General features: G+C 39.2%; 26 protein-coding genes, 1 rRNA gene and 1 pseudogene (1 of these 28 cut by a window edge). 17 read left to right on the top strand and 11 right to left on the bottom strand.

Features of this window, described 5'->3' with window-relative positions; translation table 11 throughout:
• Both R4Z09_RS26725 and R4Z09_RS26720 read right to left on the bottom strand, forming a co-directional pair.
• A complete protein-coding gene (locus R4Z09_RS26725) occupies positions 1–1,095 on the bottom strand; it encodes a DUF1648 domain-containing protein (protein WP_338449704.1) in 1,095 nt (364 codons plus the stop codon).
• Between the two features lie 60 nt (positions 1,096–1,155).
• On the bottom strand, positions 1,156–1,542 hold the full coding sequence (locus tag R4Z09_RS26720; RefSeq protein ID WP_338449703.1) for a GntR family transcriptional regulator: 387 nt from the start codon (positions 1,540–1,542) through the stop codon (positions 1,156–1,158).
• A 508-nt stretch (positions 1,543–2,050) separates the two neighbouring features.
• Here R4Z09_RS26720 and R4Z09_RS26715 point away from each other — a divergent pair.
• Positions 2,051–2,242, top strand: a complete 192-nt coding sequence (locus R4Z09_RS26715; protein WP_338449702.1) for a hypothetical protein — start codon at positions 2,051–2,053, stop codon at positions 2,240–2,242.
• A 57-nt stretch (positions 2,243–2,299) separates the two neighbouring features.
• Here R4Z09_RS26715 and R4Z09_RS26710 read toward each other — a convergent pair whose 3' ends face one another.
• Positions 2,300–2,554: a hypothetical protein gene (locus R4Z09_RS26710; RefSeq protein WP_338449701.1), complete on the bottom strand. Its 255-nt coding sequence runs from the start codon at positions 2,552–2,554 to the stop codon at positions 2,300–2,302.
• 222 nt (positions 2,555–2,776) lie between these two features.
• Here R4Z09_RS26710 and R4Z09_RS26705 point away from each other — a divergent pair, with 222 nt between their 5' ends.
• Positions 2,777–3,244, top strand: a complete 468-nt coding sequence (locus R4Z09_RS26705; protein WP_338449700.1) for a CBS domain-containing protein — start codon at positions 2,777–2,779, stop codon at positions 3,242–3,244.
• A 112-nt stretch (positions 3,245–3,356) separates the two neighbouring features.
• Here the strand turns inward: R4Z09_RS26705 and R4Z09_RS26700 are convergent, their stop codons facing one another.
• Positions 3,357–3,494, bottom strand: a complete 138-nt coding sequence (locus R4Z09_RS26700; protein ID WP_338449699.1) for a hypothetical protein — start codon at positions 3,492–3,494, stop codon at positions 3,357–3,359.
• 180 nt (positions 3,495–3,674) lie between these two features.
• The gene (locus R4Z09_RS26695; protein ID WP_338449698.1) at positions 3,675–3,815 is read right to left on the bottom strand and encodes a hypothetical protein; all 141 of its coding nucleotides are present in this window, start codon (positions 3,813–3,815) and stop codon (positions 3,675–3,677) included.
• A 152-nt stretch (positions 3,816–3,967) separates the two neighbouring features.
• Between R4Z09_RS26695 and R4Z09_RS26690 the strand changes: the two genes are divergently transcribed.
• The 3 genes from R4Z09_RS26690 to R4Z09_RS26680 all read left to right on the top strand — a co-directional run bounded on the left by R4Z09_RS26690 (position 3,968) and on the right by R4Z09_RS26680 (position 5,817).
• Complete coding sequence (locus R4Z09_RS26690) at positions 3,968–4,192, top strand: hypothetical protein (RefSeq protein ID WP_338449697.1); 225 nt, start codon at positions 3,968–3,970, stop codon at positions 4,190–4,192.
• A 284-nt stretch (positions 4,193–4,476) separates the two neighbouring features.
• Entirely contained in the window at positions 4,477–5,460 is a 984-nt protein-coding gene (locus R4Z09_RS26685) for a multidrug resistance efflux transporter family protein (protein WP_338449696.1), read from the top strand.
• A 159-nt stretch (positions 5,461–5,619) separates the two neighbouring features.
• Positions 5,620–5,817 carry a hypothetical protein gene (locus R4Z09_RS26680; protein WP_338449695.1) on the top strand — a complete coding sequence of 66 codons (198 nt, stop codon included), beginning with the start codon at positions 5,620–5,622 and terminating at the stop codon, positions 5,815–5,817.
• Positions 5,818–5,978: 161 nt separating this feature from the next.
• Here the strand turns inward: R4Z09_RS26680 and R4Z09_RS26675 are convergent, their stop codons facing one another.
• The 3 genes from R4Z09_RS26675 to R4Z09_RS26665 all read right to left on the bottom strand — a co-directional run bounded on the left by R4Z09_RS26675 (position 5,979) and on the right by R4Z09_RS26665 (position 9,021).
• Positions 5,979–6,896, bottom strand: a complete 918-nt coding sequence (locus R4Z09_RS26675; RefSeq protein WP_338449694.1) for a VOC family protein — start codon at positions 6,894–6,896, stop codon at positions 5,979–5,981.
• 280 nt (positions 6,897–7,176) lie between these two features.
• Positions 7,177–7,938, bottom strand: a complete 762-nt coding sequence (locus tag R4Z09_RS26670) for a HipA family kinase (RefSeq protein WP_338449693.1) — start codon at positions 7,936–7,938, stop codon at positions 7,177–7,179.
• Positions 7,939–8,103: 165 nt separating this feature from the next.
• Positions 8,104–9,021 (bottom strand): aldo/keto reductase, encoded by a 918-nt coding sequence (locus R4Z09_RS26665; protein ID WP_338449692.1) that lies wholly within the window; start codon positions 9,019–9,021, stop codon positions 8,104–8,106.
• A 341-nt stretch (positions 9,022–9,362) separates the two neighbouring features.
• Between R4Z09_RS26665 and R4Z09_RS26660 the strand changes: the two genes are divergently transcribed.
• The 7 genes from R4Z09_RS26660 to R4Z09_RS26630 all read left to right on the top strand — a co-directional run bounded on the left by R4Z09_RS26660 (position 9,363) and on the right by R4Z09_RS26630 (position 18,038).
• Positions 9,363–10,643 (top strand): sensor histidine kinase, encoded by a 1,281-nt coding sequence (locus R4Z09_RS26660; protein WP_338449691.1) that lies wholly within the window; start codon positions 9,363–9,365, stop codon positions 10,641–10,643.
• 2 nt (positions 10,644–10,645) lie between these two features.
• Positions 10,646–11,536, top strand: a complete 891-nt coding sequence (locus R4Z09_RS26655; protein WP_338453363.1) for a response regulator — start codon at positions 10,646–10,648, stop codon at positions 11,534–11,536.
• A gap of 110 nt (positions 11,537–11,646) precedes the next feature.
• The gene (locus R4Z09_RS26650; RefSeq protein ID WP_338449690.1) at positions 11,647–12,939 is read left to right on the top strand and encodes a cation:dicarboxylate symporter family transporter; all 1,293 of its coding nucleotides are present in this window, start codon (positions 11,647–11,649) and stop codon (positions 12,937–12,939) included.
• Positions 12,940–13,156: 217 nt separating this feature from the next.
• Positions 13,157–14,470, top strand: a complete 1,314-nt coding sequence (locus R4Z09_RS26645) for a S8 family peptidase (RefSeq protein ID WP_338449689.1) — start codon at positions 13,157–13,159, stop codon at positions 14,468–14,470.
• A gap of 527 nt (positions 14,471–14,997) precedes the next feature.
• On the top strand, positions 14,998–15,570 hold the full coding sequence (locus tag R4Z09_RS26640) for a hypothetical protein (RefSeq protein WP_338449688.1): 573 nt from the start codon (positions 14,998–15,000) through the stop codon (positions 15,568–15,570).
• 177 nt (positions 15,571–15,747) lie between these two features.
• Entirely contained in the window at positions 15,748–16,392 is a 645-nt protein-coding gene (locus tag R4Z09_RS26635; protein ID WP_338449687.1) for a LytTR family DNA-binding domain-containing protein, read from the top strand.
• A 131-nt stretch (positions 16,393–16,523) separates the two neighbouring features.
• A complete protein-coding gene (locus tag R4Z09_RS26630) occupies positions 16,524–18,038 on the top strand; it encodes an acetyl-CoA hydrolase/transferase family protein (RefSeq protein ID WP_338449686.1) in 1,515 nt (504 codons plus the stop codon).
• Positions 18,039–18,398: 360 nt separating this feature from the next.
• On the opposite strand, the gene R4Z09_RS26625 is transcribed toward R4Z09_RS26630, so the two are convergent.
• Both R4Z09_RS26625 and R4Z09_RS26620 read right to left on the bottom strand, forming a co-directional pair.
• On the bottom strand, positions 18,399–19,082 hold the full coding sequence (locus R4Z09_RS26625) for a DUF4956 domain-containing protein (RefSeq protein WP_338449685.1): 684 nt from the start codon (positions 19,080–19,082) through the stop codon (positions 18,399–18,401).
• Positions 19,083–19,192: 110 nt separating this feature from the next.
• The gene (locus tag R4Z09_RS26620; RefSeq protein ID WP_338449684.1) at positions 19,193–19,528 is read right to left on the bottom strand and encodes a VTC domain-containing protein; all 336 of its coding nucleotides are present in this window, start codon (positions 19,526–19,528) and stop codon (positions 19,193–19,195) included.
• Positions 19,529–19,581: 53 nt separating this feature from the next.
• On the opposite strand from R4Z09_RS26620, the gene R4Z09_RS26615 reads away from it, so the two are divergent.
• Both R4Z09_RS26615 and R4Z09_RS26610 read left to right on the top strand, forming a co-directional pair.
• Positions 19,582–19,758, top strand: coding sequence for a hypothetical protein (locus R4Z09_RS26615; protein WP_338449683.1), 177 nt, complete (start codon positions 19,582–19,584; stop codon positions 19,756–19,758).
• Between the two features lie 671 nt (positions 19,759–20,429).
• Complete coding sequence (locus tag R4Z09_RS26610; RefSeq protein ID WP_338449682.1) at positions 20,430–20,579, top strand: hypothetical protein; 150 nt, start codon at positions 20,430–20,432, stop codon at positions 20,577–20,579.
• 469 nt (positions 20,580–21,048) lie between these two features.
• On the opposite strand, the pseudogene R4Z09_RS26605 reads toward R4Z09_RS26610, so the two are convergent.
• Positions 21,049–21,766: pseudogene (locus R4Z09_RS26605) on the bottom strand (hypothetical protein).
• Positions 21,767–22,262: 496 nt separating this feature from the next.
• Between R4Z09_RS26605 and yppF the strand changes: the two are divergent.
• The 3 genes from yppF to R4Z09_RS26590 all read left to right on the top strand — a co-directional run.
• A complete protein-coding gene (gene yppF / locus R4Z09_RS26600) occupies positions 22,263–22,460 on the top strand; it encodes a YppF family protein (RefSeq protein WP_338449681.1) in 198 nt (65 codons plus the stop codon).
• A gap of 267 nt (positions 22,461–22,727) precedes the next feature.
• A complete protein-coding gene (locus tag R4Z09_RS26595) occupies positions 22,728–23,579 on the top strand; it encodes a tyrosine-type recombinase/integrase (protein ID WP_338449680.1) in 852 nt (283 codons plus the stop codon).
• A gap of 628 nt (positions 23,580–24,207) precedes the next feature.
• A 16S ribosomal RNA gene (locus R4Z09_RS26590) occupies positions 24,208–24,831 on the top strand; it runs 926 nt beyond the window's last position.

The raw sequence follows: 24,831 nt of genomic DNA, 5'->3' as shown, positions 1-24,831 counted from the left end.
CTATAAGAAACTAAGAACCAAGATCACAATGAGAGGTACGATAATAATCAGATACCCAATCGGGTTAGCAAAGTTCAATGTCCAGCCGACTCCAAATCTTTTTTCCACGAAGATGGAAGGGTCGTTCTTATTGAAATAGAAGAGGCCGCCTTTCCAATATTCATCTTCATCATAGTCTCCAACGCCTTCGGCTGGTTGGGCCCCTGCACTATTGTTGCCCGCCGTTCCTACCTTTACAGCAAAAATAATCGTACCTGCCAGTACAAGGAACAAGAAAACCATAGGAAGGGCAAACGTAACGGCATCACCGGCTAAGTCCTCATGAATCGTTGATAATTGAAAGAAGGAAAATAACATCGTAAGCAGCACACTCGTTATAAACGTTAACCAGCTCGAATACTTTCTTAACGTAAGCTGCCGGGCACGGGTTGCTTGTGTGTTTGTGGTGCTTACTTTAATACCTGAGCGTTTTGTTGATAGATTAATTGCTATCATCATCACCTGCATCACTAACAGGATGATCAGCATTTGAATCGCAGAGAAAGGTGTTTTAACCGTAAAAGCATCCGGTTTGCCATTGATTCCCCAATGGGTTGGAATCTGGTCAGGAAGGACAGGATATTTGCTAATTGTATAGATAAGGACACCGATCGTAATAATCATTGGAAGAAAAAATACATACCACGGCAGCATCTCATCTTGAACTCTTGCCGATAAATCAGCAGCCTTAATCCGTTTTACATTTTCTCCCCATTTTTCTGCTTTTTTTCGCTGGGCTGTTTTTCCGTGATAAAAAAAGTACAACGCAATGCTCAATAACATAATGCCAAACTGAATGGCCATCCCGTATAGCACCATTTTTTCTTCCGCAGGACTGGATGTGCTGTACCAAAAGGTAAATATGGCCAATGCTGCTATTGAAACAGAAGCGACAAAAATAGTATATGTTTTTTTATAGCGGTTAAGCTTATCATCCGTTACATGCTGATCTGGTATGGATACGCCAAATACAACCGTCCGTTTCACCAAATATGGAATAGCAGATTCCAAACAGGTTAAAAAGAGAATTAAAATGAAAAAAACAATAAATGCCATAATCAATCATTCCTCCAATCTATGAATGTTTGTTTAACAATCTGATTTTGGAAGCATGTATCATGTTTTTCCTTTGAAGTTTTCGATAACCGTGGAAACAAGTGCTTTAATTTCCTGTTTGGTTAATCCCACAACCAATGCTTCAGCAATAACCGGCTTACATGCTTCAATAAATTGCTCATTATGGGGGCCACTTCGGTTTAACTCATCCTGTGTTCGGATGATGGCACCTGACTTTGGAACAATCCGGATGATGCCCTTTTTCTCTAATTGGTGATAACTTTTACTAACTGTGTGCATGTTCACTCCTAAATCTGCAGCAAAGCTCCTAACAGAAGGAAGCGAATCCCCCGGCCTTAGCTCTCCCCGGGCAATCCCCTCAATAATTTGATTCGACAACTGCGTATAAATCGGAATATCAGACTCAGGCTCAACACGAATAATCATCCTCCGTCCCTCCAATCTGTTCTACTTATATTATAACAAATTTGTTCTATTATGTATAGAACAGAAGTAAGAAGCATAGCTCAATCTTTAATAGGAAGCAGAGGGACGGTTCTTCCGCTTCCAAGATTCAAAAAAGAAGCAGCAGAACCGTCACCCTGCTTCTTGTCTGAATATTTTTACTTTTATTCTAGTCATTATCATAGGAAAGTATCTTTTTAATGGGAAGGGGTTAATGTTAAACCGTTTTCATAGATAATCAGGAATATTTTCATGATTTGAAATTACACACTTGACTGTAATGTTATATTGATATATAGTAAGATTTTTGTAAATTGTTTTACTATTTATTAACATATTTTCATCTCATTAGTGACTGTGATACGCTTTTATTGGAATTACGATGATCCGCTCTTATGACTATAAATAGTCTCTAACGATAAAAATAAGAGTTTTCCGGGTTCAACATGTCATTCATTCCAAAATTTCTATTATGAAGAGGTGTATGATAATGGCAGTCACTGAACAACACATTCAAAGCGACAATGTGATACTACAACAAATTATTAAACTTAGGAACAGCTTAGGGGATCTATACAATAAAAGCGGTGCCAATAGCTCCGCATATATAAACCTATCGCTTCAACTAGGAGCATTGGAAAAACGATATATTGAAGAAAAAATTAAAATGCTTGAGGTATAATACGCAGATAGGTTCTTTTGCTTCTCATTTTTTTGTGATGGAAGCAAAAGAACCTTTTTATTGTAAATTTTGATAAGTCATAACGGTATCTTGTGCCTGCCGTAATTTTTCTTGGGCTTGCCGGACGTCAAATTGTTCTTGTTTGACTTTCTGTTGTGCTTGTTTTAGCTGCTGCAGTTCCATTTCCTCTTGCTGTTTTGCCTTTAATAATTCAGACTCCTCCAACTGTAATTCTAAATGTGCTTTCTGTACCTCAATTTGGGCATTCTTTAACTGCTGCTCCGTTTTATTCTGCTGATTTTCCTTTGTCATGAATAAGCCTCCAGAATTATTATTTGGAACTTATATTCCCATTCTTATGGTGCTCATATTCAGTTGTCTTATGCTTCTATTTCATAAGCTGAATATTTGTAACATTAGGAAAAATGTAATATATTTCTGTTATAATACAACTTTTTAATATGAATATAGGGTAATATCAATAGCAGCCTAGAATTTCTGATTTTTAGTCTATTAAAAATTAGGAGGGGTAAAATGAAAGCGCTTGATATCATGAACACACAGGTCATTAAAGTAAAAAAAGAGCATAGTGTAAGTCTGGTTATCGAAAAATTAATTGAACATGGTCTTAGTGGTCTCCCGGTTGTGAATGACAAAAATGAAATGGTTGCGTACATAAGTGATGGTGATATCATGCGTTATATCGGGAGGCAAAAGGACATGGTACTTGGCACTTTATTTTTTTCGCAGATAATGTCAGGAGACCATGATAATCTTGAGAGTAGGGCAAAGAGATTAATGAATTTAAATGTAATGGAGATTGCCAAGACAAAGGTCTACAAAATATCGTCAGAGGCGGAAGTTGAGGATATCGCAGCTTTTCTAGGTGAAAAAGATATTCAAAAAGTACCGGTTGTACGGAACGGCACGTTAGTCGGTATGATCAGCCGCGGTGATATTATTCGAAATACATTCAAACTTATGAAAAGTGCAGTGATATGAAAATGGGGACAGGTGTTTTTTAACTGTCCCTATTTTTATTGGTTTGAATGCTAGTAGACTATATGTGGATTTGTCCAGCTGTATGGTAGAAACTGCTTTCAAAATAGGTTATCTATTCCCAACCATCCCACCACATTTTGAATCCTCGTTCAAAACTAGGCTTTACAGGTTCAGTGATTTCATCAGGAGCAAATAGCGGGTTTTCCTCCATGGTGTCTTCACCCTCTAAAAACTCTTCTTCGTTTGTCATGTTTATCACCTCCATCACTAGTTTTGACGAATAAATGGTTATTATAATGAATCGGTCAATATTTCACTAAATGTTCAAATCGTTAATTTTGTGTCCTTTTTGAAGTTCTCTTATCCTCTTTGAACATTCGCCGGGTTTTGATATTGCTTCTTTTCGGAAGCAAGAGAACCGTCCCCTTGATTATTTTTGTCCATACCCACGGTTTGAGCCTTTTGCTGAGTGTGATTGGCCTTTAACTTTATGGGAACTGCCTTCAGGAGCAAAGATTTGATTGTCCTTTGTGATTTTTGCGCCTTCTGGGAATTTTTCTTTGTTTGTCATGTTGATCACCTCCACTCTTAGTTTGTGCTGAAGTTTTGTAAATATGATGAAGGTTCGTATTTCCACTAAAGTATTATTCCGTTATTGAAGAAATTGCATCAATGAATGAAGTACGTCTGGCTAAGACAATCTATTATAAGGAGGTGTCACAAATGGAAATGCAAAATAATAAAAATCAACAAATGAATAATCAAGCACAAAGCAATCAAGGAATGAATAATCAAGCACAAAATAATCAACAAATGAATTCGCAAAATACAAATGAAGCAGCGCTAGGCCTTGATATCGATGAACAGGAAATGAACGGCATGTACGGGATGGTGGAAACCGAAGCTGAGGATCAAATGGAGCCGTACACTGAAAGAGATGGGCACTAATTGAAAATTATTTTCGGGTTGGAATCATAATAAGAGTGTTACGTATACGCGTACCACAAAGTGTCGAGAAAGAGGTATTTTTCTCGGCATTTTTTTTTGAACCAATAGTATTGGTTCCTTACCAGACTGGCTTATTGTGCTTTACACTGTATTTTTTTATCTCACCATTGTGTAAATATTGCAAAAGTTAGGCGAGCAAACATAAAATAGTGTTAAGCCTAAAACCTGATTTTGCTGTTAGTTTCCTTTCAGTTAATTTTTCGAACATCAAAGGAGGTACATTTTTGCGGCCGATACTATTTGGTATTAGTGGTGCATTCTTTTTTGCTTTTACATATATTCTCAATCGTTCGATGGAGATATCTGGGGGCAGCTGGATTTGGAGTGCATCGCTCCGGTATATATGGACAGCTTTATTTCTGGTGATCATCGTGTTGGTGAGAAAACAGCTGCGTATGCTACTTGTGATTATGAAGGAAGCGCCTCTGAAATGGGTATGGTGGAGTTTTGTCGGCTTTGGTTTATTTTATGCTCCGATGTGTTTTTCAACCGCTTATGCTCCCGGATGGCTGGTGGCGGCAACGTTTCAAATGACTATAGTTTTTGGTTCCTTACTGGCACCGCTTTTCTATGAAAATATCGAAACAACAAATGGAACGAAAAGGGTTCGGAGTAGGGTCCCGTTACGTGGACTCGCTTTTTCGATGATCATTTTAGCTGGAATCGCGCTCATGCAAATTGAGCATGCAAAAGACATTTCGCTAAAGGAAATGTTATTCGCCACCATTCCAATGGTGATTTCCTCCATTGCTTATCCTCTTGGAAATCGTAAAATGATGGAGGTTGCAGGCGGCAGGCTTCACACATTTGAGCGCGTATGTGGGATGACACTTGCAAGCTTGCCCTTCTGGTTCTTGCTGTCCATTTATGGACTTTTTACAGAAGGGATACCAAGCCAATCGCAAACGATTCAATCGGGGTTAGTTGCTCTGTTTGTCGGCGTGATTGCTACCGTTCTATTCTTTCACGCAACGGACTTGGTCAATGGGCAAATGACGAAATTAGCTGCTGTCGAAGCTACCCAGCCCGTCGGCGTCCTATTTGCCTTACTGGGTGAGCTTTTCTTTTTATCAGCGGATCTCCCATCGCTTTTATCGTGGGCTGGAATCCTGACAGTTATTTTTGGCGTGATTCTGCATAGCTTTGCTTCTCGTAAAAAAGGGGAGAAGAGCTTACGTTTGAGTAAAAAGGTTGAATCGCTGCGGTAGGGGATTTGGGTTTTTAAAAAATGCCGTCGTCATTATTGTCGATTGAATTCAAAATATTGACAAAATTAAAGGGAAACGAAGTCGCTTTTTCCGCTTATAATAGTAGCAAGAGGGAGGTACTTAAGTCAAAAACCCCTCAAAATAAGGAAGAAGGTGCCGATGATGTCATTCACTCATTTCGACGAAATTTATGAAATTTGTTGTGGAATGACGGCGGAGGAAACAGTGTTGGTGAAGGCTAAGCCTAAGGAGAAAATGCTGCACTTCAAGGAGGACGTCATCCCAGATTTTAGTCTATGGCGGGAAGCAGAGCTCCTAGACATCCATGATCGAGAAAACGAGTTACTTTATGTCTAACCTAACCATACCCCATTATTTTCCGAGTGAAGGATGATGGGGTTTTTTTTTGCCTGTAAAAAGAAGAAAAAATCGTTCAAAAACAGCCCTAAGTGATATGATTCTATTAAAAAAGAGAACTCCTCTATTAAAAGAAGAATTCTCCTATATCAATGACTCTATTATTGAGGAACAACTTCCTCATCTTCAACAATCAATTTACCATATTTACCAAAGTCTTTGCCCGGTTGTCCGCCCCACTCATCAAGCGTTAATAAACTTGGCTCTAAACGGCGTGGTTCGCGTGGATTTTCTTCAGGGAACTCTTCCATTCCTTGGCTGTACTCAAGTGTGATGCCGTCTGGATCCGCATAGTATAGGAATATACTTCCTGATGGATGGTGACGGCCAGGTCCTAAGTGAATTTTTACATTGTGATTCTTTAAGACGTTTACTTGTTTACCGATATCATCGATTGATTTTACTTTATAGGCGATGTGGTTTAATTTATTTTCTGGTCCTTTAGTAATCGCAAATGAATGGTGGTAAGGGTTAGGCCATACACGTAACCATGCCCATGCCATTTCGCGGCCTTGAATATCAGATACGGCCATGTTCATTGTATTGACAAGGAAGTCATATACTTCATCAAATTGATTTGTTTCATATACGACATGCAGCAAACATTCAATTTCCAGTCCGTTTGTTGGTTTATAAGCAGTACCCATTTGCATCATTTCCACGTACATTTCATAGGTGATACCTAGAATAGGGTCCTTGAAGCGCAGTGTTCTTCCTTGTGCTAGTTCCTGTGCTTCCTTTGCACTTAACTCTCTTGGATTTAATCCCTTTTCCTGTAAATAATTGAAAACAGCGTCGAATTGAGAAGCCTTTTCAAGTTCAAAGCCAACACGTTTTAATCCAGCTTCAGGAGCCTGCTCAAGAATTAAATTATGGTGGTCATGGCTGGTACGGAGGTAAGCGGTTTCACCAACGCGCTCAACGAACTGCATTCCCACAATATTTGTGTAGAAATCAATTGATTTGTCCAGATCTGTTACACATAGAACAGCATATCCCAATTTTTTATAACGTATCATTACTAAATCCTCCCCTTACTAAAATATTCCGAATCCCCAGTATTTTCTTTACACCATTAAATTTATCCCAATTGTTGAAAATTGTCTAATCACACTTTTTTTGTATAATATTGGATTTTTGAAAATAACTTTTAGAATATTGAAAGCGCAATCATGTGCCGTAAGTCACATACAAAGTGGATTTTTTGCGCTAATCAGTGGATTTCAGAATACGATGATGCTGTTCTTTTTTTACCCCCATCGGAAGCAAGAGAACCGTCCCTCTGCTTCATCCATCTATTTAATGACGATATCTTTGGATATAGTTTTCTATTACATTCGGTAAGGCTTGCTGCTGTTTGGTTAGAAAGTGAAGGAGTTGCTTTTTTTCTTCAGCGGTTATGATCCAATCTTTGGGGACCGACATGATTATTTCGGAAATGGAATTTTTATCGAGTGATAAAATTTTTTGGGCGAATAATCTTAGCTCATTCTCATGAGTAAGGGAAGATGTGGCCCATTTATATACCGGCATGTTAATCCGATACTGAACCTCTTCTGAAAGAGAATCTACTGTCCAAAGATATCCGCCGGGAAAACATCTGCCATGGTCAATCATCAGAAAACGGTAACCTGATCCTTGGGGTTGGAATAGGATATTTGTTCGACTACGATCTGTATTATTTACCCATTGATCGAAGACAATCATACCTGAGAGGTCTTCTTTATTGACTACTTCTTTCTGAGACTGTTTAATAAATTCATTGAAGGAAAGGCAGTTTTCGATATAGGGGAGCGACAACTGGAATCCAGCTGTTCCTGGTATTTTTAACTGTTTGAGATAAGATTGTGTGACATAAACAGGTTTTACAGGCAAGACAGGAAGGCCGAGCTTTTCAGCCAACTTGCCGACAATATATTCATTCACGACTTCCTTTGTTCGATTATAAACATTATTAAACTTCATCACATATAGATGCTTGTCACGGCCTATTTGAAAAAGCTGAGCCATATCACCAGGTAATGACCTGATTAGCTTGATGGAATCATCCTTTTCATACATTTATATACCACCATCCATTTCCCTTATTTTTAAGACAATCTATTCATAATTAGCATTACTGACAGGGCAGAATGGAAAAAGCATACATGGCGGGGCAAAAATGCAGGGGGACGGTTCTTTTGCTTCATTAGGAAGCGAAAGAACCGTCCCCCTGTTTCATAATCTTTACGGCAGAATGTTCCCTGCTGCACGCAAAATGCTGTACCATTCTTCACGGGTGAGGTGAATCTCTGTGGCTTTAGTGCAGTCTTTTAATCTATTGGGATTCATTGTCCCGATGATTGGCTGCATGTTTGCAGGGTGTCGAAGGATCCAGGAAATTGCAATGGTTGTGTTCGTTACTTCGTATTTGGCGGCAATTTCGTCGATTTTCTGGTTTAGCTCTGGAAACTTTTCGTTACCGAGGAACACGCCCTCGAAAAATCCATACTGAAAAGGAGACCATGGCTGGATTGTGATATCATACAGTCTGCAAAAATCAAGCACGCTCCCATCTCTGTTAACAGCGGCGTCATTTTCCGTGTTAACATTGAGCCCGCTTGTAATCATCGTGGAATTGGTGATACTTAATTGCAGCTGGTTTGCCACAAGCGGCTGTTTGATGTATTTCTGAAGCAGCTGAATCTGCAGCGGATTGTGGTTTGAAACACCAAAATGGCGGACCTTGCCCGAGCTTTTCAAAATATCAAAGGTTTCTGCAACTTCATCAGGCTCTACAAGAGCATCCGGCCGATGCAGAAGCAGAACGTCCAGATATTCGGTTTTCAGCCGCTTCAATATCCCGTCAACTGACGTTAAAATATGCTCTTTGGAAAAATCGTACATCCCTTTACGAATGCCACATTTCGATTGCAGAATGATTTTCTCACGGACATCATCATTCATATGTATAGCATCTGCGAAAATCTCCTCACATTCACCGTGACCGTATATATCTGCATGATCAAAAAAGTTTGCTCCTTCTTCCAAAGCTGTTTGGACAAAGCGCTCAGCTTCGGCTTTCTCCAATGTATTCATACGCATACAGCCAACCGCCAACACCGGCACTTCTATGCTGCTGCTGCCCAATTTCATTGTTCTCAACGATTATCCCTCCATTAGATAGAATAAGTATGTACTATAACGTGACCTACATTAACAGTCAGCCTGCCCTTTTTCAACAATTATGACGTATCATGAGCGGGTTCTTTTGCTTCATTTTAGATTCTCCCAAATGGAAGCAAGAGAACCGTCCCTCTGTATCTACCCCAAATAGAAGCAAAAGAACCGTCCCTTTGCATCCTCAACATCGTACAGACTTAAATAATTCGTTCATATGTGAGCTACAATAATAGAAAAAATTATTATGGATATAATGGTATACTCGGTTTATAGTTGAGTATTGGTGATGAAGTAAAATATATGGTTTGTATAGGAGATTATCCATGATTGTATCACATCCATTTTCTAAGCGAACGTTAGGCAAAAATGACTGGTTTGCTATGCTGTTGACGGCTTTATTGACCACGATTGCCAGTGAAATCAAAGTGGTTCCTTTTGAAGGGGAGGATTTCCGGTTTGGGCTGGGAAGCATGGCGTTTTTCTTGTTGATCCTAATTTGGCCGCCGATGTCTATTATCCGAACAGGGATGGTGACAGGGGTGATGGCTGTTTGTATACGCACAATTGAAGATATGATTTTTCAAGAAGCGATATGGTCGACGAGTCTCGTCAGCCACTCTCCTGCTTTGTTGTTTTACTTCTTATTTGCGCTAGGTTTCCAAATCATTAAAATAGATAAGTACAAAACACTTCCGCTTTTTTTGGGAGGCTGGGCTTTTCTTTTTGAATTCATTGCAAACAGTACCGAAGAGATTGTTCGAAACCAACTGCTTCAGCAGGTAAGCATGGACCTGGAAGCATGGGGATTGATCACAGGCGTTGCCCTGGTCCGCAGCTACTTTGTCGTCGGCCTTTACAGCTCGATCACCATCTCTGAACAAAGAAAAAGGATGCAGGAAATGCTTCAGGTTGGTTCGGAGCTCTATGCCGAAACCCTTTATTTGCAAAAGTCTATGAATCATATCGAACAAATTACGGCATCTAGTCATGATTTATACCGCAAGCTGAAAAAGAAAGACATGCATCTGTTAAGTGTTCAGGCGCTGCAGATTGCACAAGAAATTCATGAAGTCAAAAAGGACTCGCAGCGGATTCTTTCCGGATTGACGAAGCTCAGCCTTGAAAAACGGGAAAAGAAACTCAATCTTTCTGATGTCCTGAGCCTTGTCGTTATTGCTAATGAACGCTACAGTGAGCTGTTAAAGAAACGGATCCTTTTTCATAAAAAAATATCTGTTGACTTTGAAACGAATCAGCAAATTCCACTCTTGGCTCTGTTAAATAATCTTGCTGCTAATGCAGTTGAATCAATTACAGATAAAGGAGAAATCCATTTCGACATATATGAGGAGTCGGGTAACACCGTTTTTGTCATCAAGGATACAGGTAAGGGAATTCCAAAAGAGGATGTCCCCGTAATTTTTGAACCAGGCTATACAACTAAGTTCAACGAGCAAGGCGTTGCGGCAACAGGAATTGGCTTATCACATGTCCAGGAAATTGTTCATACGTTAAAAGGGCAAATAAACATTGAAACAGCCGAACAGGGAACTACTTTTATCATTCATATTCCAACAAAGTCGTTACGAAAGAGAGGGGATTGAAACTGCGTTATTTTATTGTAGATGATGACAAGGCAAGCAGAACGATGCTGAAGAACATCATTATTGATGGTGATCTCGGCATGGTGATTGGAGAAGCGGAAAATGGGGTGAAGGGTCTTTTGCCGATTCTCACAAGAAATCCTGATGTTGTTTTACTTGATTTATTGATGCCGGAATTAGATGGGATCGAAACGATAGAACGCCTACGGTCCGAAGGGTTCGAAGGACAGTTTATCATGATCTCCCAAGTGGTAACGAAGGAAATAGTCGGGGAAGCGTACGAGAAGGGCGTCGAATATTTTATACATAAACCAATCAATCGTGTGGAAGTGCAAAGCATTTTAAAGAAAACCACCGAGCAGTTTTTGTTAAAAAATTCTCTGCGCACGATCCAGGAAACCCTGGCGCATATCGGCCTAGATACATTGAATGCAAGAGAGAAGAGTGTCAAAGAAATCGTCATGTCGATTCTAAATGATATGGGCATCATCGGGGGAGCGGGGAGTGATGATATTGTTTTGATTATTGAACACTTAATGAATTCCAGTGAGAGAATGGCCCAGCTTCCTCCATTAAAGGAGTTATACGAAGCAGTTGCATCGAAGGGTGAATTTAATCAGGTCGATGTGAAAAAAGAATGTAAAGCCATCGAGCAGCGTATCCGCCGCACAATTTTAACGGCATTTAATAACTTAGTTTCCTTGGGAACGATTGATTACACCAATCCTGAGTTTGAATACTACGCGCCGCGTTATTTTGACTTTCAAGAAATCAGAAAGCATATGGTTTCGATTCAAGAAGAGCGGGATGAGGAGCCAAAAGTTAAAATTAATATTAAGAAATTTTTGCAGGTGCTATATTTGGAAACATTGGAAAAATATCAACAGGGATAATTTTTTGAAAAAGATAAATGTAGGATTCTGTCGGATTTAATAGGTGACCCGTATTATTGGAATTAGCTCATTTTTTATGAAAATAATTTCAATAAAGGGGTGACTTTTTGATGAAGAAAAGATTTAAATTTTCATTGGCCTATCAAATTCTGACTGGTTTAATCTTGGGGATCATTGTAGGTGCCATATTCTATGGAAATCCAGGTGTTGAGAAGTATCTACAACCGCTTGGTACCATCTTTTTAAATATGATTAAAATGATTGTTGTCCCTATAATTGTTTCAACCTTAATTATTGGGGTTGCTGGGACTGGAAATATCAAACAATTGGGAAAGCTTGGCGGGAAGACGCTTCTTTATTTTGAGATTGTCACAACGATAGCTATTGTCGTTGGTTTACTGTCAGCAAACCTTTTCAAGCCCGGTGAAGGAATTGATATGTCTTCACTATCAAAAACCTCCATTGATCAATACGTGCATACAACGGAGGAAGTTCAGAACTCAAGTCATGGGGTTTTGGATATTATCGTTGATATTGTACCAAGTAACGTCGTTTCAGCGATGTCAGGCGGAGATATGTTATCCATTATCTTCTTCTCCGTTGTTTTCGGTTTAGGAGTAGCGGCGATTGGTGAGAAAGGAAAGCCGGTGCTTGCTTTCTTCGAAGGTGTAGCAGATGCAATGTTTTGGGTAACGAACTTGGTCATGAGATTTGCTCCGTTCGGTGTCTTTGGTTTAATCGGGGTAACTGTTTCCAAATTCGGTCTAGGATCGTTACTGCCGCTAGGAAAATTAATGATCCTTGTATACGCAACAATGGCTTTCTTTATCGTAGTCGTGTTGGGTGGAATTGCAAAGCTTGTCGGCGTCAACATTTTCCATCTAATGAAAACATTAAAAGACGAACTGCTTTTGGCTTATTCAACATCAAGTTCAGAATCAGTATTGCCAAGAGTAATTGAAAAAATGCAGAAGTTCGGCTGTCCAAAGGATATCGTTTCCTTTGTTGTTCCGACAGGTTACTCCTTTAACCTGGATGGCTCTACATTATATCAGGCACTTGCTGCCATTTTTATCGCGCAAATGTACGGTATTGATCTAAGCATCATGGAACAAATAACATTAGTCTTAGTTCTAATGGTTACATCAAAAGGAATCGCTGGTGTACCGGGAGTATCCTTTGTTGTATTACTAGCAACATTAGGTACTGTGGGTATTCCCCTTGAAGGACTAGCCTTCATTGCTGGAATTGATAGACTTCTAGATATGGCCCGTACAGTCGTAAACGTAGTAGGAAACGCACTAGCAACGGTTGTTATGTCAAAATGGGAAGGCCGCTTCAATCCAGAAAGTGCGAAGGACCCTCAATCTGTTAACGAACAATCCGTTGAAAAATTAGCATAAAAAAAAACCGGCTCTCCATTGGAGGCCGGTTTTTTTGTGCAAAAGCTGCATGGGGACGGTTCTCTTGCTTCCACGGAAGCAAGAGAACCGTCCCCATGCTTTTTAGAACAGCTCTGCTTGTTTGTGCCCTTTTTACTAGAATAGAGGACAAGTGTTGATGCGGTTTTCTATTATTTTCATAAAATATACTAAAAACTAAGAAGGAGATGATAGAAGATTGTTTGGTTATTCGATGGTTCAAATGGTACGAGCTCATGCAGATAAGCTGGAACGGACGTTAAGGGATTTAATTTTGAATATGTACAGACCTTTTAAATGGACCCCCTGCTTTTTGCATAAATTTTTCGAGGGAACCATTAAAAGGGGTAAAAAGATTTCTGTGATTGTGGAGTTCCAGGACGGCTGCTATGAAGAGGGTTGTAATGTAGTGGAAGGAATTATGGATAGTCATATGAGAAATAAGATTCGACACTATTTTCCGAGGATTTCCAGCTGCAGTGTGGATATCACACCTTCTGGATTAGAAGACGTTCTCAATAGCTGCCAACATATTAAAAAAGTCTATTTGAACAGCGAGGTAAAGGCGCTGCTTAATGTAGCTGTGCCTGCTGCCGGTGCAAAGGGAATTAATCGAGGAGGGAGAGAATTAACAGGTAAGGGTGTGAAAATCGCCATTATTGATACGGGGATTCATCCGCACCAGGATTTGTCTAATCGAATTACAGACTTTAAGGATTTTGTTAACAATCGTACGGCTGCATATGACGATAATGGCCATGGTACGCATTGTGCCGGTGATGCAGCATCTGCTTCAGCAACCTATGCAGGGCCTGCACCGAATGCAACTCTTGTCGGGGTAAAAGTGTTGGACAAGATGGGTTCCGGTTCTTTAGAAACGGTAATGCAGGGAGTTGACTGGTGTATTCAATATAATATCGATCATCCATTAGATCGAATAGATATTATCTCTATGTCATTAGGTAGCACGGCGCAAAACTATGGTTCAGAAGATGCCGACCCGATGGTGAAAATCGTTGAGAAAGCCTGGGAATCAGGGATAGTCGTCTGTGTCGCAGCCGGAAATGAAGGACCGAATGCCGGAACGATTGCCAGCCCTGGTATCAGTGATAAAGTGATTACAGTCGGGGCACTCGATGACAGGGACTCCGTTGAAAGAACGGATGATGATGTCGCAAGCTTCTCCAGCCGCGGCCCAACAAGGTATGGATTGACCAAACCGGATATATTAGCTCCAGGGGTAAATATCATTTCGTTACGCGCACCAAATTCTTATTTAGATAAGCTGCAGAAATCGGCCCGGGTCGATAATGATTACTTTATGTTATCTGGTACGTCCATGGCCACACCAATTTGTGCTGGTATCGTTGCCCTTATATTAGAGCGCAATTCTTCCCTATCACCTGATCAAGTAAAAGAAGCTCTTATGGAGAATGCCGACCTTTGGAAGGGCAAAGATCCAAATGTCTACGGTGCCGGCTATATCAACGCAGAAAGATCCGTTCCAATCTAAACTCCCAATTCCACTCTAATTTCCCCCATTAAATCTTTTCGCTAAAAATAAACCCATAAACCATTCAAAAATCCCAAGAACCAGTTACTGGATCTTGGGATTTTTATTTAAAGCAAAACAGAAGAGAAAGTTAAAAGTATTTATCCCATAAAGTGAATGAAACTAGAACCAGGCTAACCATGTGATTAATGTCATCTATTGGAGTACCGATTAATGCTATAATGAAATTAATCAACATTAATATGGTTGACTTTATTGACAGTTGACCTAGTGCTTCCATTTCTTAATCATCCATATATTTTTTTGCATAGGCAGAGATAGCCTATGCTTTTTTCCTTTTTTTTAAGCTCAATCTTATAACAAGAAAGAGAAAATCTAGTTATAGTAAAATAATGATATAAAAGAAACGATCTCAAACAGTCAGATATTTGCTGACCATCTACTTTACATGAACGCATACATAAATAGTCAAAACTAATCTAGCAGAAGGTTTATTCTTAAAAGATAAAACGGAGGTACGTATACCCATGAATGATTACACCATCCTTGAAATGATCACAGCTCAGCTGCAGGATTGCGAAAGCATGGCTGCCTTGAATGATAAAATCTATCCGAAAGAGTGGCATGTCTCGCCTGAACTGTTAAGGAATCTCCTGAAAAAGAATCCAGACATCTACCGTATCCTCAAAACTACGGAAGGTGTAAAGGGCATGTACAGCCTTTTCCCACTTGCAAAAGAAGCCTATAAAGCGATCCTGAAAGGAAGCCTCAGCGAATATGAGCTTGAAGACAAACTCCTGACCTATGACCGGCCGGAGGATGTTTACCTTTACTTTATTACGCTTATTGTTGATACGCTTGATTCCCGCCGTAAAGAATATGCCAGTAAAGTAATTAAAGATATCCCAGGCGAATTAATCCGTCTCAAACAGAAAGGAGTTCATGTCCAAGAAATCGGCGGCTTTGCTGTCAGTCCTGAGGGTGCTAGGGTCCTCCCCAGGATGGGCTTTACCCATCATGGAGAAACCGTTATCCAGAATGGACATGAATATCCTGTCTTTCGCGCCAAGCCTGTAGAGGTAATCCATAGTATAAAATAATAAGTTCGATCCCTTTTAACATTTTTCTAACATAAAATAACTCGCCTGCTTTAAACGTGAATTACCCCGCGTTAAAGCAGGAATTTTTTCATTCAATTTAACGATTTTCACTTTTGTTTATTTTCTAAATGCTTGATTTTTCCAATAGTAGTATAATAGTGTCGAGGTGATTCCGCGATGAGAGATATAACCCTAAGTTCATTATTAGATGTAATTGGAGAAGTTTTTTCAGATGAGATTTCTATCGTTGTTTCGAATACAACGGAGTATATTTACTATCGGCCGAGTAAACGGATTGATTTAAAAATTAGACCTGGTGATCCCATTAAGGAAGGAACGATGGCTTATATGGCTCTGGAGACAGGGCAGAAGGTCTCGGAGTTTATCAACCGTGACGTCTTCGGAGTTCCTTATCACGGGCTGGCTATGCCTATTTACCATAATGGGCAGCTGGAAGGGTGTGTCACGGCAATATATCCGGCTTTAGCAGACGGAAAATCGGTTGTAACTGTGAAAACAGGTGACGGCTGGATTCCGATTCCTTTTTCAAAAGTGGTCTATTTAGAAGCGAAGGACAAGAAGACAACCGTTTATGCAGGTGATGTAACAGGTACGCACAAAAACACGCTGCAGGAATTTGAATACCTGCTTCCAAAGGATTCTTTTATCAGATGCCATCGTTCTTTTATTGTCAATGTGAATCATATTCAAGCTATCTATCCTGATAGCCATTCCACGTTTGTGCTGTCGATGGCTAACGGGGAAAAGGTGCCTGTGAGCCAATCTTATTCCAGTTATTTCAGAAAATTGCTAGGATTTTAAAATTTTTTCTGTTTCGGTGTCGGGATTTGCTTTTTTATTCAGAAAATTTAGTTTTGTGTACCGAAATTCTACTTTTAATGACATATATCAGTAAAATGATAACTAACTAGTCGTTAAGAGAGGGATACAAAATGGAGAATAAGTTGGAGCGTATTAGAGATCAGCGTCTAAGAGACCGCGTCGTAACACCTGATGAAGCGGCTTCTTGGATTGAAAATGGAATGACTTTAGGCTTAAGTGGCTTTACTCGTGCGGGTGACGCGAAAGCGGTTCCAATTGCACTGGTAAATCGGGTTAAGGATGACGAATCCTTTAAAGTAAATGTGTTTACAGGAGCTTCCTTAGGCTCTGATATTGATAAATTATTTGCCGAAGCAGGTATTATCGGAAAAAGATTACCTTTCCAGGCGGATGCAACCATGCGAAAAGGAATCAACCAAGGTGAGTTTTTATTTGTAGACCAGCACCTTTCCCATACTGCCGAGCTGCTGCGTGCCAATGTCTTGGATATTGATGTCGCGATTATCGAAGCTATTGCCATCACAGAAGATGGAATGGTGATTCCGACAACATCAATTGGTAACTCTTTAACGTTTGCTTTAAATGCAAAGTCAATCATTATTGAAATTAATATGGCTCAATCTCCACAACTAGAAGGACTTCATGATTTATATGAGCCTGGAAAACAAGGCGATCGTCAGCCGATTCCGCTTGTAAAGCCAGATGACCGCATTGGGACAATTGGCATTCAGGTTGATGCTGAAAAAGTGAAAGGAATTGTATTTACAAATCAACTTGACTCTCCATCCACGATTGTACAACCTGACGAAGAAACAAAAATCATGGCCCAACATTTGATCAGCTTCCTTCGCACAGAAGTTGAAGCAGGACGTTTAACTGAAAGCCTGGCACCATTACAATCAGGAATCGGTTCTGTGGCAAACGCTGTACTTCATGGCATGTTAGATTCAGAGTTTGAAAACCTACAGATATACTCTGAGGTATTACAGGATGCTGTGTTTGATCTTATCGATGCCGGCAAAGTAAACTTTGCTTCCTGCTGCTCACTAACGCTTTCCGAGGGAAAAATGGAGCAGGTATTCAATAATTTTGAAAAATATCGCGATAAATTAATGATGCGTCCACAGGAGATTTCGAATCATCCAGAAATCATCCGCCGACTCGGATTAATTTCAATCAATACAGCTTTAGAATTAGATATTTACGGAAATGTCAACTCCACTCACGTATTAGGAACTAAAATGATGAACGGAATTGGTGGTTCCGGTGACTTTGCAAGAAATGCCCGCTTAGCCATCTTTGTTACAAAATCAATCGCTAAAGGCGGAAACATTTCAAGTATCGTACCATTCGTTTCTCATGTAGACCATACGGAACATGATGTCGATGTCATTGTGACAGAGCAAGGATTTGCAGATTTACGTGGATTAGCGCCAAGAGAAAGAGTAGAACGCATCATTGAAAACTGCGCACATCCAATGTATCGTGATCAATTATGTGAATACTTTGAGGAAGCTCTAGCAAGAGGAGGACAAACCCCTCATGTTATAGAAAAAGCCTTCTCATGGCACATCAACTTTGCCCAAAACGGCACAATGCTTCAAAAAGTACCAGCAACCGTATAACATTAAAAATTACGGTTCATATATACAAGCGAATCCAACGGGACCAAGATCAAACAAAGCTTAAAGAGGTGGGTACCCTGCTGGACTAACGCTTTACCAAAGTGGGGGACAGTCCCCCAATGATTTAACGCTTTACTAGGATGGGGGACAGTCCCCCATCGGTTTAATGCTTTACCTTAAGTAAGTACTCTGTCTATGTTGTTTTACCCGCTTGGTGGGATTTTCCCCCATCGGTTTATTTCTTTTCCTTCTATATATCTATATACTGCGCTTAGCCAGCAGCTGACGGAAAACAGCTGCTGGCTTTCTTTTTGTCTTTTTTTCATCATTCAATCGAGGCTGTTAATTAATAAAACTCTATTAAGCCGTAAAGTTCCCATCATAACTTAGCATAATGGCTGATTTTACTCCGTCAATTGTAGAGATATTATTGATAAAGCTCATATCGTTATCCTTCACACGCACTTCATAGGTAACTTCGTAATCATTTCCCGGCATAACGGACTTTGATTTAATCGAATGCTTTTTGGCATGTCCGGAAATCACGTGCTCTAAAGAGTTTTCAATTGATGTTTCATTATACCGAATAACTAATAGATAAGGATTTTCAACGGTAATCCGGTTAATAAAGAATAGCAGTACTAGTCCAATCGCAATGGAACCGATCACAGCTAACAAAATAAAGTCAGCACCGCATAAAATCCCCGCGACGATCCCCCAAAAAATATAAACAATGTCCAATGGATCTTTAATAGGTGTTCGAAAACGAACAATTGACAGGGCACCAACCATCCCAAGTGATAAGAGAACGTTCGAGGATATTCCCATAATAATAATCGCTGTTGCCATTGTCATCACAATCAAAGAAATATTGAAAGTATGAGAGTAAATCACACCTAAGAATGTTTTTTTATAGACCAGATATATTAATAGTCCAATTCCAAATGCGACTAATAAACCAAAAAGAGTATCTACAATCGAAAAACTTGCAGTCTTTTCTAGAAAACTAGATTTAAATACATCGTTAAAATTTAACGTTTCCACTATAATTCCTCTAAATAATTATGTTTTACTGTTGAATGGCTGTGGTGTTACGGTGTTAAGCAGGCATATCCGAAGAGAAGTTCCACATTCACCGGACCTACGCAACTCTTTCATCCATACATCCTGCTAATCTGGTATTTCGAATACGTTCCTCGCCGCCTGTCGCCAACCTGAAGCAATTGCTTAATCACATCCGGCAAAAATTCATCATACTTCACTTCAAGAATCACAACATTAGGATTGGTTTCTACCATTGCCAGATCAGGAATCAGTACATCATTGTTTCGAAAGCTTGTTTTTATATTGCCGTCAAAGGTAACCCGCACATTTCCATACCGATAAATAAAGACTTCTCGTTCATAATCCACCACAGTAACCGGCTTTAATTGAAACAACATCATCTGGTGGTATAAGTCTTGAATAAGCGTCCTTTCGTCATGTTCCATCCATCCGATTTCGCCATGCCGGAGCAGGCGGTTTTGGCGGTGGAGATGGCGGAATGAAGCCGGATAGAGGAACTATGCCTGACATGTTTTCAGGTCTCGATGAAGAAGCTAAGGCAAAGGCACAAGAGATCATGGAGCAGGAAAGAGCAGGAACAATTACAAGAGAAGAAGCACAAGCGCAGCTGGCCGAGCTGGGAGTTGAGTTTCCACAAAAAGGCGGGATGCAGTAAGGAAGAATGACGACTGGTAAAATAATGAAAGGGTAGAGAGTCACATATTTCTCTACCCTTTCATTGATTTTTATTGATCCCTTTTCGAACAAACCAAACATGCCACCACATGAAAAGACAAGCGCATAAATAGTAAAAAAATGAATACCATACTTTCCAATCCTTATAATGAACGTAACCGAAATATCTGGATAGTTGCTCGTATAAGACAGAGAAGATGGTCCAACAAAATATATAAATAGCCATTTTTCTTTTGTTTTCAGGCATAAAATTCACATAAAGAATTCCAAAACAAGCTGGTAAAGTCACTTCAATAATAACATCTGAGACATGAGATCCGGGTTTAAATAGGTCATACATATCTAAAATATCGGCTATGAATACATCAGATAGAAGAGTTACCAAGGAAACACTTATCCAAATGCTATAAACTTCAAGTTGGGATAATCGTTTTGGCATTTTATAAAAGATTATCCCAATGATTATATATGAGATAAATAAAAAGGCAATTGTCATTTTCGTTCCTCAAACATGTATAGGTTTTATTTTTTATTATGTCTCGGCTTTTTTTTCTCTATCCGATTATTTATTTTGATTCCAAATTCGTTTGCATACTTTCTTTTACATAATCGGATATAGGTTGGAAACCTTAAGATAAAGGAGGTTTCCATATGAAAAAGTTCTTTATGTTGTTTTGCCTAGCCTTTTCACTGTTTTCCTTAGCAGGCTGCGGCAATGATGAGAAGCCTGAGGAAGATGAAAAAGTGGAAGATGTAGAGGAAGAGGATGAGATTGGCGACGGCGAGGTTGATGATGAATAAAGGTTAGGGGTGCTAGTCTGGCTGGCACTCCTTTTGTTTTAAAAGGGTTCATTTTATATTTTTGCTTTAAGTTAAAAAAATACCCTGATTGCCCTACATAAGCGTGATAAAGGATTAAAATTTGATTTGGAAAAGGGAATATGCTTTCATAGATGTTCTAATGGACAAAATTTTAATTGAAGCAAAGGTACTTGTCTAATAGAAGCAGGCTAAAAGACAAAACCAAGATCAAAGCAAGCCCATAGAGCTGTTCTAAAAGACAAAGCAAAAGTCAAAGCAACCTCAAATGTCCCATAAAACTGCTCAAAAGAACAAAACCAACCTCGAATAAACAGCACCTGTCCCTTAAGCAAATCTAAAAGACGTCCCCACGTGCTAATTTAAAAGATACATCAATAGCACCAAGGCAAACTTTAAAACCATCCATACAAAAAACCCCCCAAAACCTGAAGGTGTTTAAATCGATTATTTAAAAAAGAAAATGCGCCACAGCTGTAATTATTGGCAATGTAATCAACGTTCTTTGAATGAAAATCACAAACAACTCCCAGAACGAAACGGGAATTTTCGAACCGAGCAGCAGTCCGCCAACCTCGGACATATAGATCAACTGCGTAACCGATACCGATGCAACAATAAATCTTGTCATTTCACTTTCAATCCCGGCCCCGATAACAGAAGGCAGGAACATATCGGCAAACCCAACAACAAGTATCTCCGAAGCTGCCTTCGCTTCAGGAATCTGAAGCAGTTCCAATAAGTCCGAAGTCCAATAGGAGCGGAAGAAACAAGCCGGCAAATAAAAATACGGAGAAAAGAACAGGAAGAAGACTATTTAGTAACATTCCGCCTGTATTTTCAGACCAAATCATTTCCGACCCCAATTTGAATTGGACACAGGCAGCAAAAATAGCGCCAAGAATTCGTGCAGCAAACCATACAGGAGGCACGTCCAACAATGATTTTATAAAAGGATTGCGATTCATCACCTCTGGGCGAACGGTTTTCATGAGAATCGTACCGATTAGAGTAAGAAGAATAATCCCCGTCATAATTGCTGGTAAATAGTCGACCAGCCATTCCTGTACCAAACCCGACAAAACCGCAATTGGAATAGTAATATTATCGTTATACGAAATCGGAATCATAAAGAGAAAGATTCCAAGAATAGATGGGATCAAAAACATCGCAACTCTTTTAAGCGGCTTCTTTTTGCGAAGTTCCAGTTGTAAAAGTTGTTCCACTGAAAATCATCCTTATTACATGTTTATAAGACTCCGCTAATGTTAATGCATAATAAGCATTTTACCAACGTTATTTCCCAATCTAATAATTCTGTAATTTCCTAGGTTTCTATAGAAATATTAATTATTTCCTGCACTGGAAATATTCAAATGTTATAAGATAAACTTCCTCTTTATAAAATTAAAAAAGTTTTCGAAGGATTTCTACATGGATAGCGCGAAAATTCAACTATTCGACGACATTTGTGAAATGATAGAAATGGACAAAGTCTTTATTTAAAAAGGATGCAGAAAATTTATGTGTCAAACATAGCTAAAATCTTGTAAGTTCGTGTCGGTAGTCTGAAAATTATAAAAATAATAAAAACAGTTTTTTTCATGATATGCTTTTTCCTGCATCAGTAAATGTTTGAAAATTTAAAGAAAGTGGTGGATTACTATGTTGGAAGAGTTAAAAAATCATTTTGAGAAAGTAATGAATCGTAACGCATCACATGTGAATGAATTACTAGATCATATTCAAAGAAGATACATACATGGTGAACTATCCATCGTTGAATACAAACAGTTTTATTCCGAGCTTGATAAATTAAATGCACAAAAACCTGATTCGTTTATTTTTGCGTCGATTAGTTAAATTTATTGCAATTATTTTTACATAATTAAAAGAGAGAGTCCGCATATGTCGATTCTCTCTTTTATTATTCTGACAGGATAATATCAAATGTAAATTAGTCTTCTTATATTTGAATATATGTATAAAAAGATAATACTATATACAAACTTATATCGTTCATCTCAAAACAACTTTACTTCAATTTAAAATTAAATTCGTAGAAGTGAATTTATTTCTAATATTCTAATAAGTTATAATGAGGATAAAGCAATGACTAGGAGGATTGAAATGAAAAAACATTCTACTGAAGCTATTCCGCTGATTCTTGATTTCTGTCTCTGGTTAAATGAACACAAAAAATCTCCTAATACAGTTAAGACGTATAAGAGGGAATTGGAAAAATATCAAGAATGGCTTCAAGAGAAGAATAGGGATATCAATCACCTAGAAAAGACCGATATCCAATCCTATATCGATTACATGGAAGAACAGCAAAAAAGCCTGGCAACGATCGATAAAACGATTGGCGCAATTCGGACCTTTGCTAAATTCTTGAAAAAACCAGAGCTCACGTTTGGGATAGAAATCAAACCTGTAGAAAAAAAGAATGACATTGAAACATTGTCCGCGCTTGAATACAGCCGGTTGTTGAGGAAGGTAAAAGAAGATGGTAACCTCCGCAATACAACGATTGTGTACGTTCTGCTGCATACTGGAATCCGTGTTTCGGAATTATGCAGTTTAAATCGTTCTCATATTGATTTGAATAATCATGAATTGAACATAGAAAGAACGAATGAAAAAAGGGTTATACCACTATCGTTGGAGACAAGAGGATACTTGCAAAATTATTTGGACTCCCATTCGATAGAAGAAGCGGTGTTTGTTTCCAGTGCAGGTGAACGTCTCACTGAAAGAGCGGTACAATATATGCTGAAGAAGTATGATGTAAACCCGCAAAAGCTTCGCCATACTTTTTGCCAGCGCCTTATTGATAATAAAGTGGATGTTGAAACGGTATCCCGTCTGGCCGGTCATAAGGATATTAACGTGACGAAACGATATGTGAAGTCACGCATGAATAAACGAAAAGTAGAAGAAGCCATTAATCAAGCTTTTACAAACAATCAGATTGGCTAATAATTATATAGAAAGAATCGGTATGGGCTATCCCATCAGTGTCAGATATCCACAATAAATGTGAATCCAGTGCGATTTTACGCAAAGAGATACTAGATTCTATACTGTGGTGAAAGACACCTTTCTTTTGTTTGAACAATATGAAAACATGCTATGAAAATGATATTGATTCCAATGGGGTTTGATGGTATAATAAAAATCTTGCTTTTGAAAAAGTAAGGTTTTTTTCTTTATATAATATTTATAGTGTAAAAAAGAGAAGAGAAAAATTATTGATAGAAGTTGACTTTAATGAAGTTAGCTGGTATATTAAATAGGTCGCTGATACAAGACATCTTTCTAATTGTAATAGAAATATTAAATAGGAAGTTGCCTTCGGTGAATTAATTTGTTAGAATCGTTTTGTTGTCTTTTGGATGATAAGAAAGTGCGTAAAATTATCAAATTCAATTATAAGATTTTTTTGAAAAGAATATTGACTTTGAAAAATTAGCACGATATAATAATCAAGGTCGCTGAGATGAAGCGATAATGAAAATTGTTCTTTGAAAACTAAACAAAGCAGAAACGTCAACGTTAATTCTAGTTGTCTAAAGGCAACAAAAACATATGAGCTATTCAAACAATCTTATTGGAGAGTTTGATCCTGGCTCAGGACGAACGCTGGCGGCGTGCCTAATACATGCAAGTCGAGCGAACTTGCGGGAGCTTGCTCCCAAAAGTTAGCGGCGGACGGGTGAGTAACACGTGGGCAACCTGCCTGTAAGACTGGGATAACTTCGGGAAACCGGAGCTAATACCGGATAATTCTTTTCTACTCATGTAGGAAAGCTGAAAGGCGGCTTCGGCTGTCACTTACAGATGGGCCCGCGGCGCATTAGCTAGTTGGTGAGGTAACGGCTCACCAAGGCGACGATGCGTAGCCGACCTGAGAGGGTGATCGGCCACACTGGGACTGAGACACGGCCCAGACTCCTACGGGAGGCAGCAGTAGGGAATCTTCCGCAATGGACGAAAGTCTGACGGAGCAACGCCGCGTGAGTGATGAAGGTTTTCGGATCGTAAAACTCTGTTGTTAGGGAAGAACAAGTACGAGAGTAACTGCTCGTACCTTGACGGTACCTAACCAGAAAGCCACGGCTAACTACGTGCCAGCAGCCGCGGTAATACGTAGGTGGCAAGCGTTGTCCGGAATTATTGGGCGTAAAGCGCGCGCAGGCGGTTTCTTAAGTCTGATGTGAAAGCCCACGGC

It is taken from the genome of Niallia oryzisoli (assembly GCF_036670025.1).
Taxonomy (GTDB): Bacteria; Bacillota; Bacilli; order Bacillales; family Cytobacillaceae; genus Bacillus_BD; species Bacillus_BD oryzisoli.
Note: the sequence above shows the minus strand (reverse complement) of the source record. Positions and strands in the feature narration are given on the sequence as shown.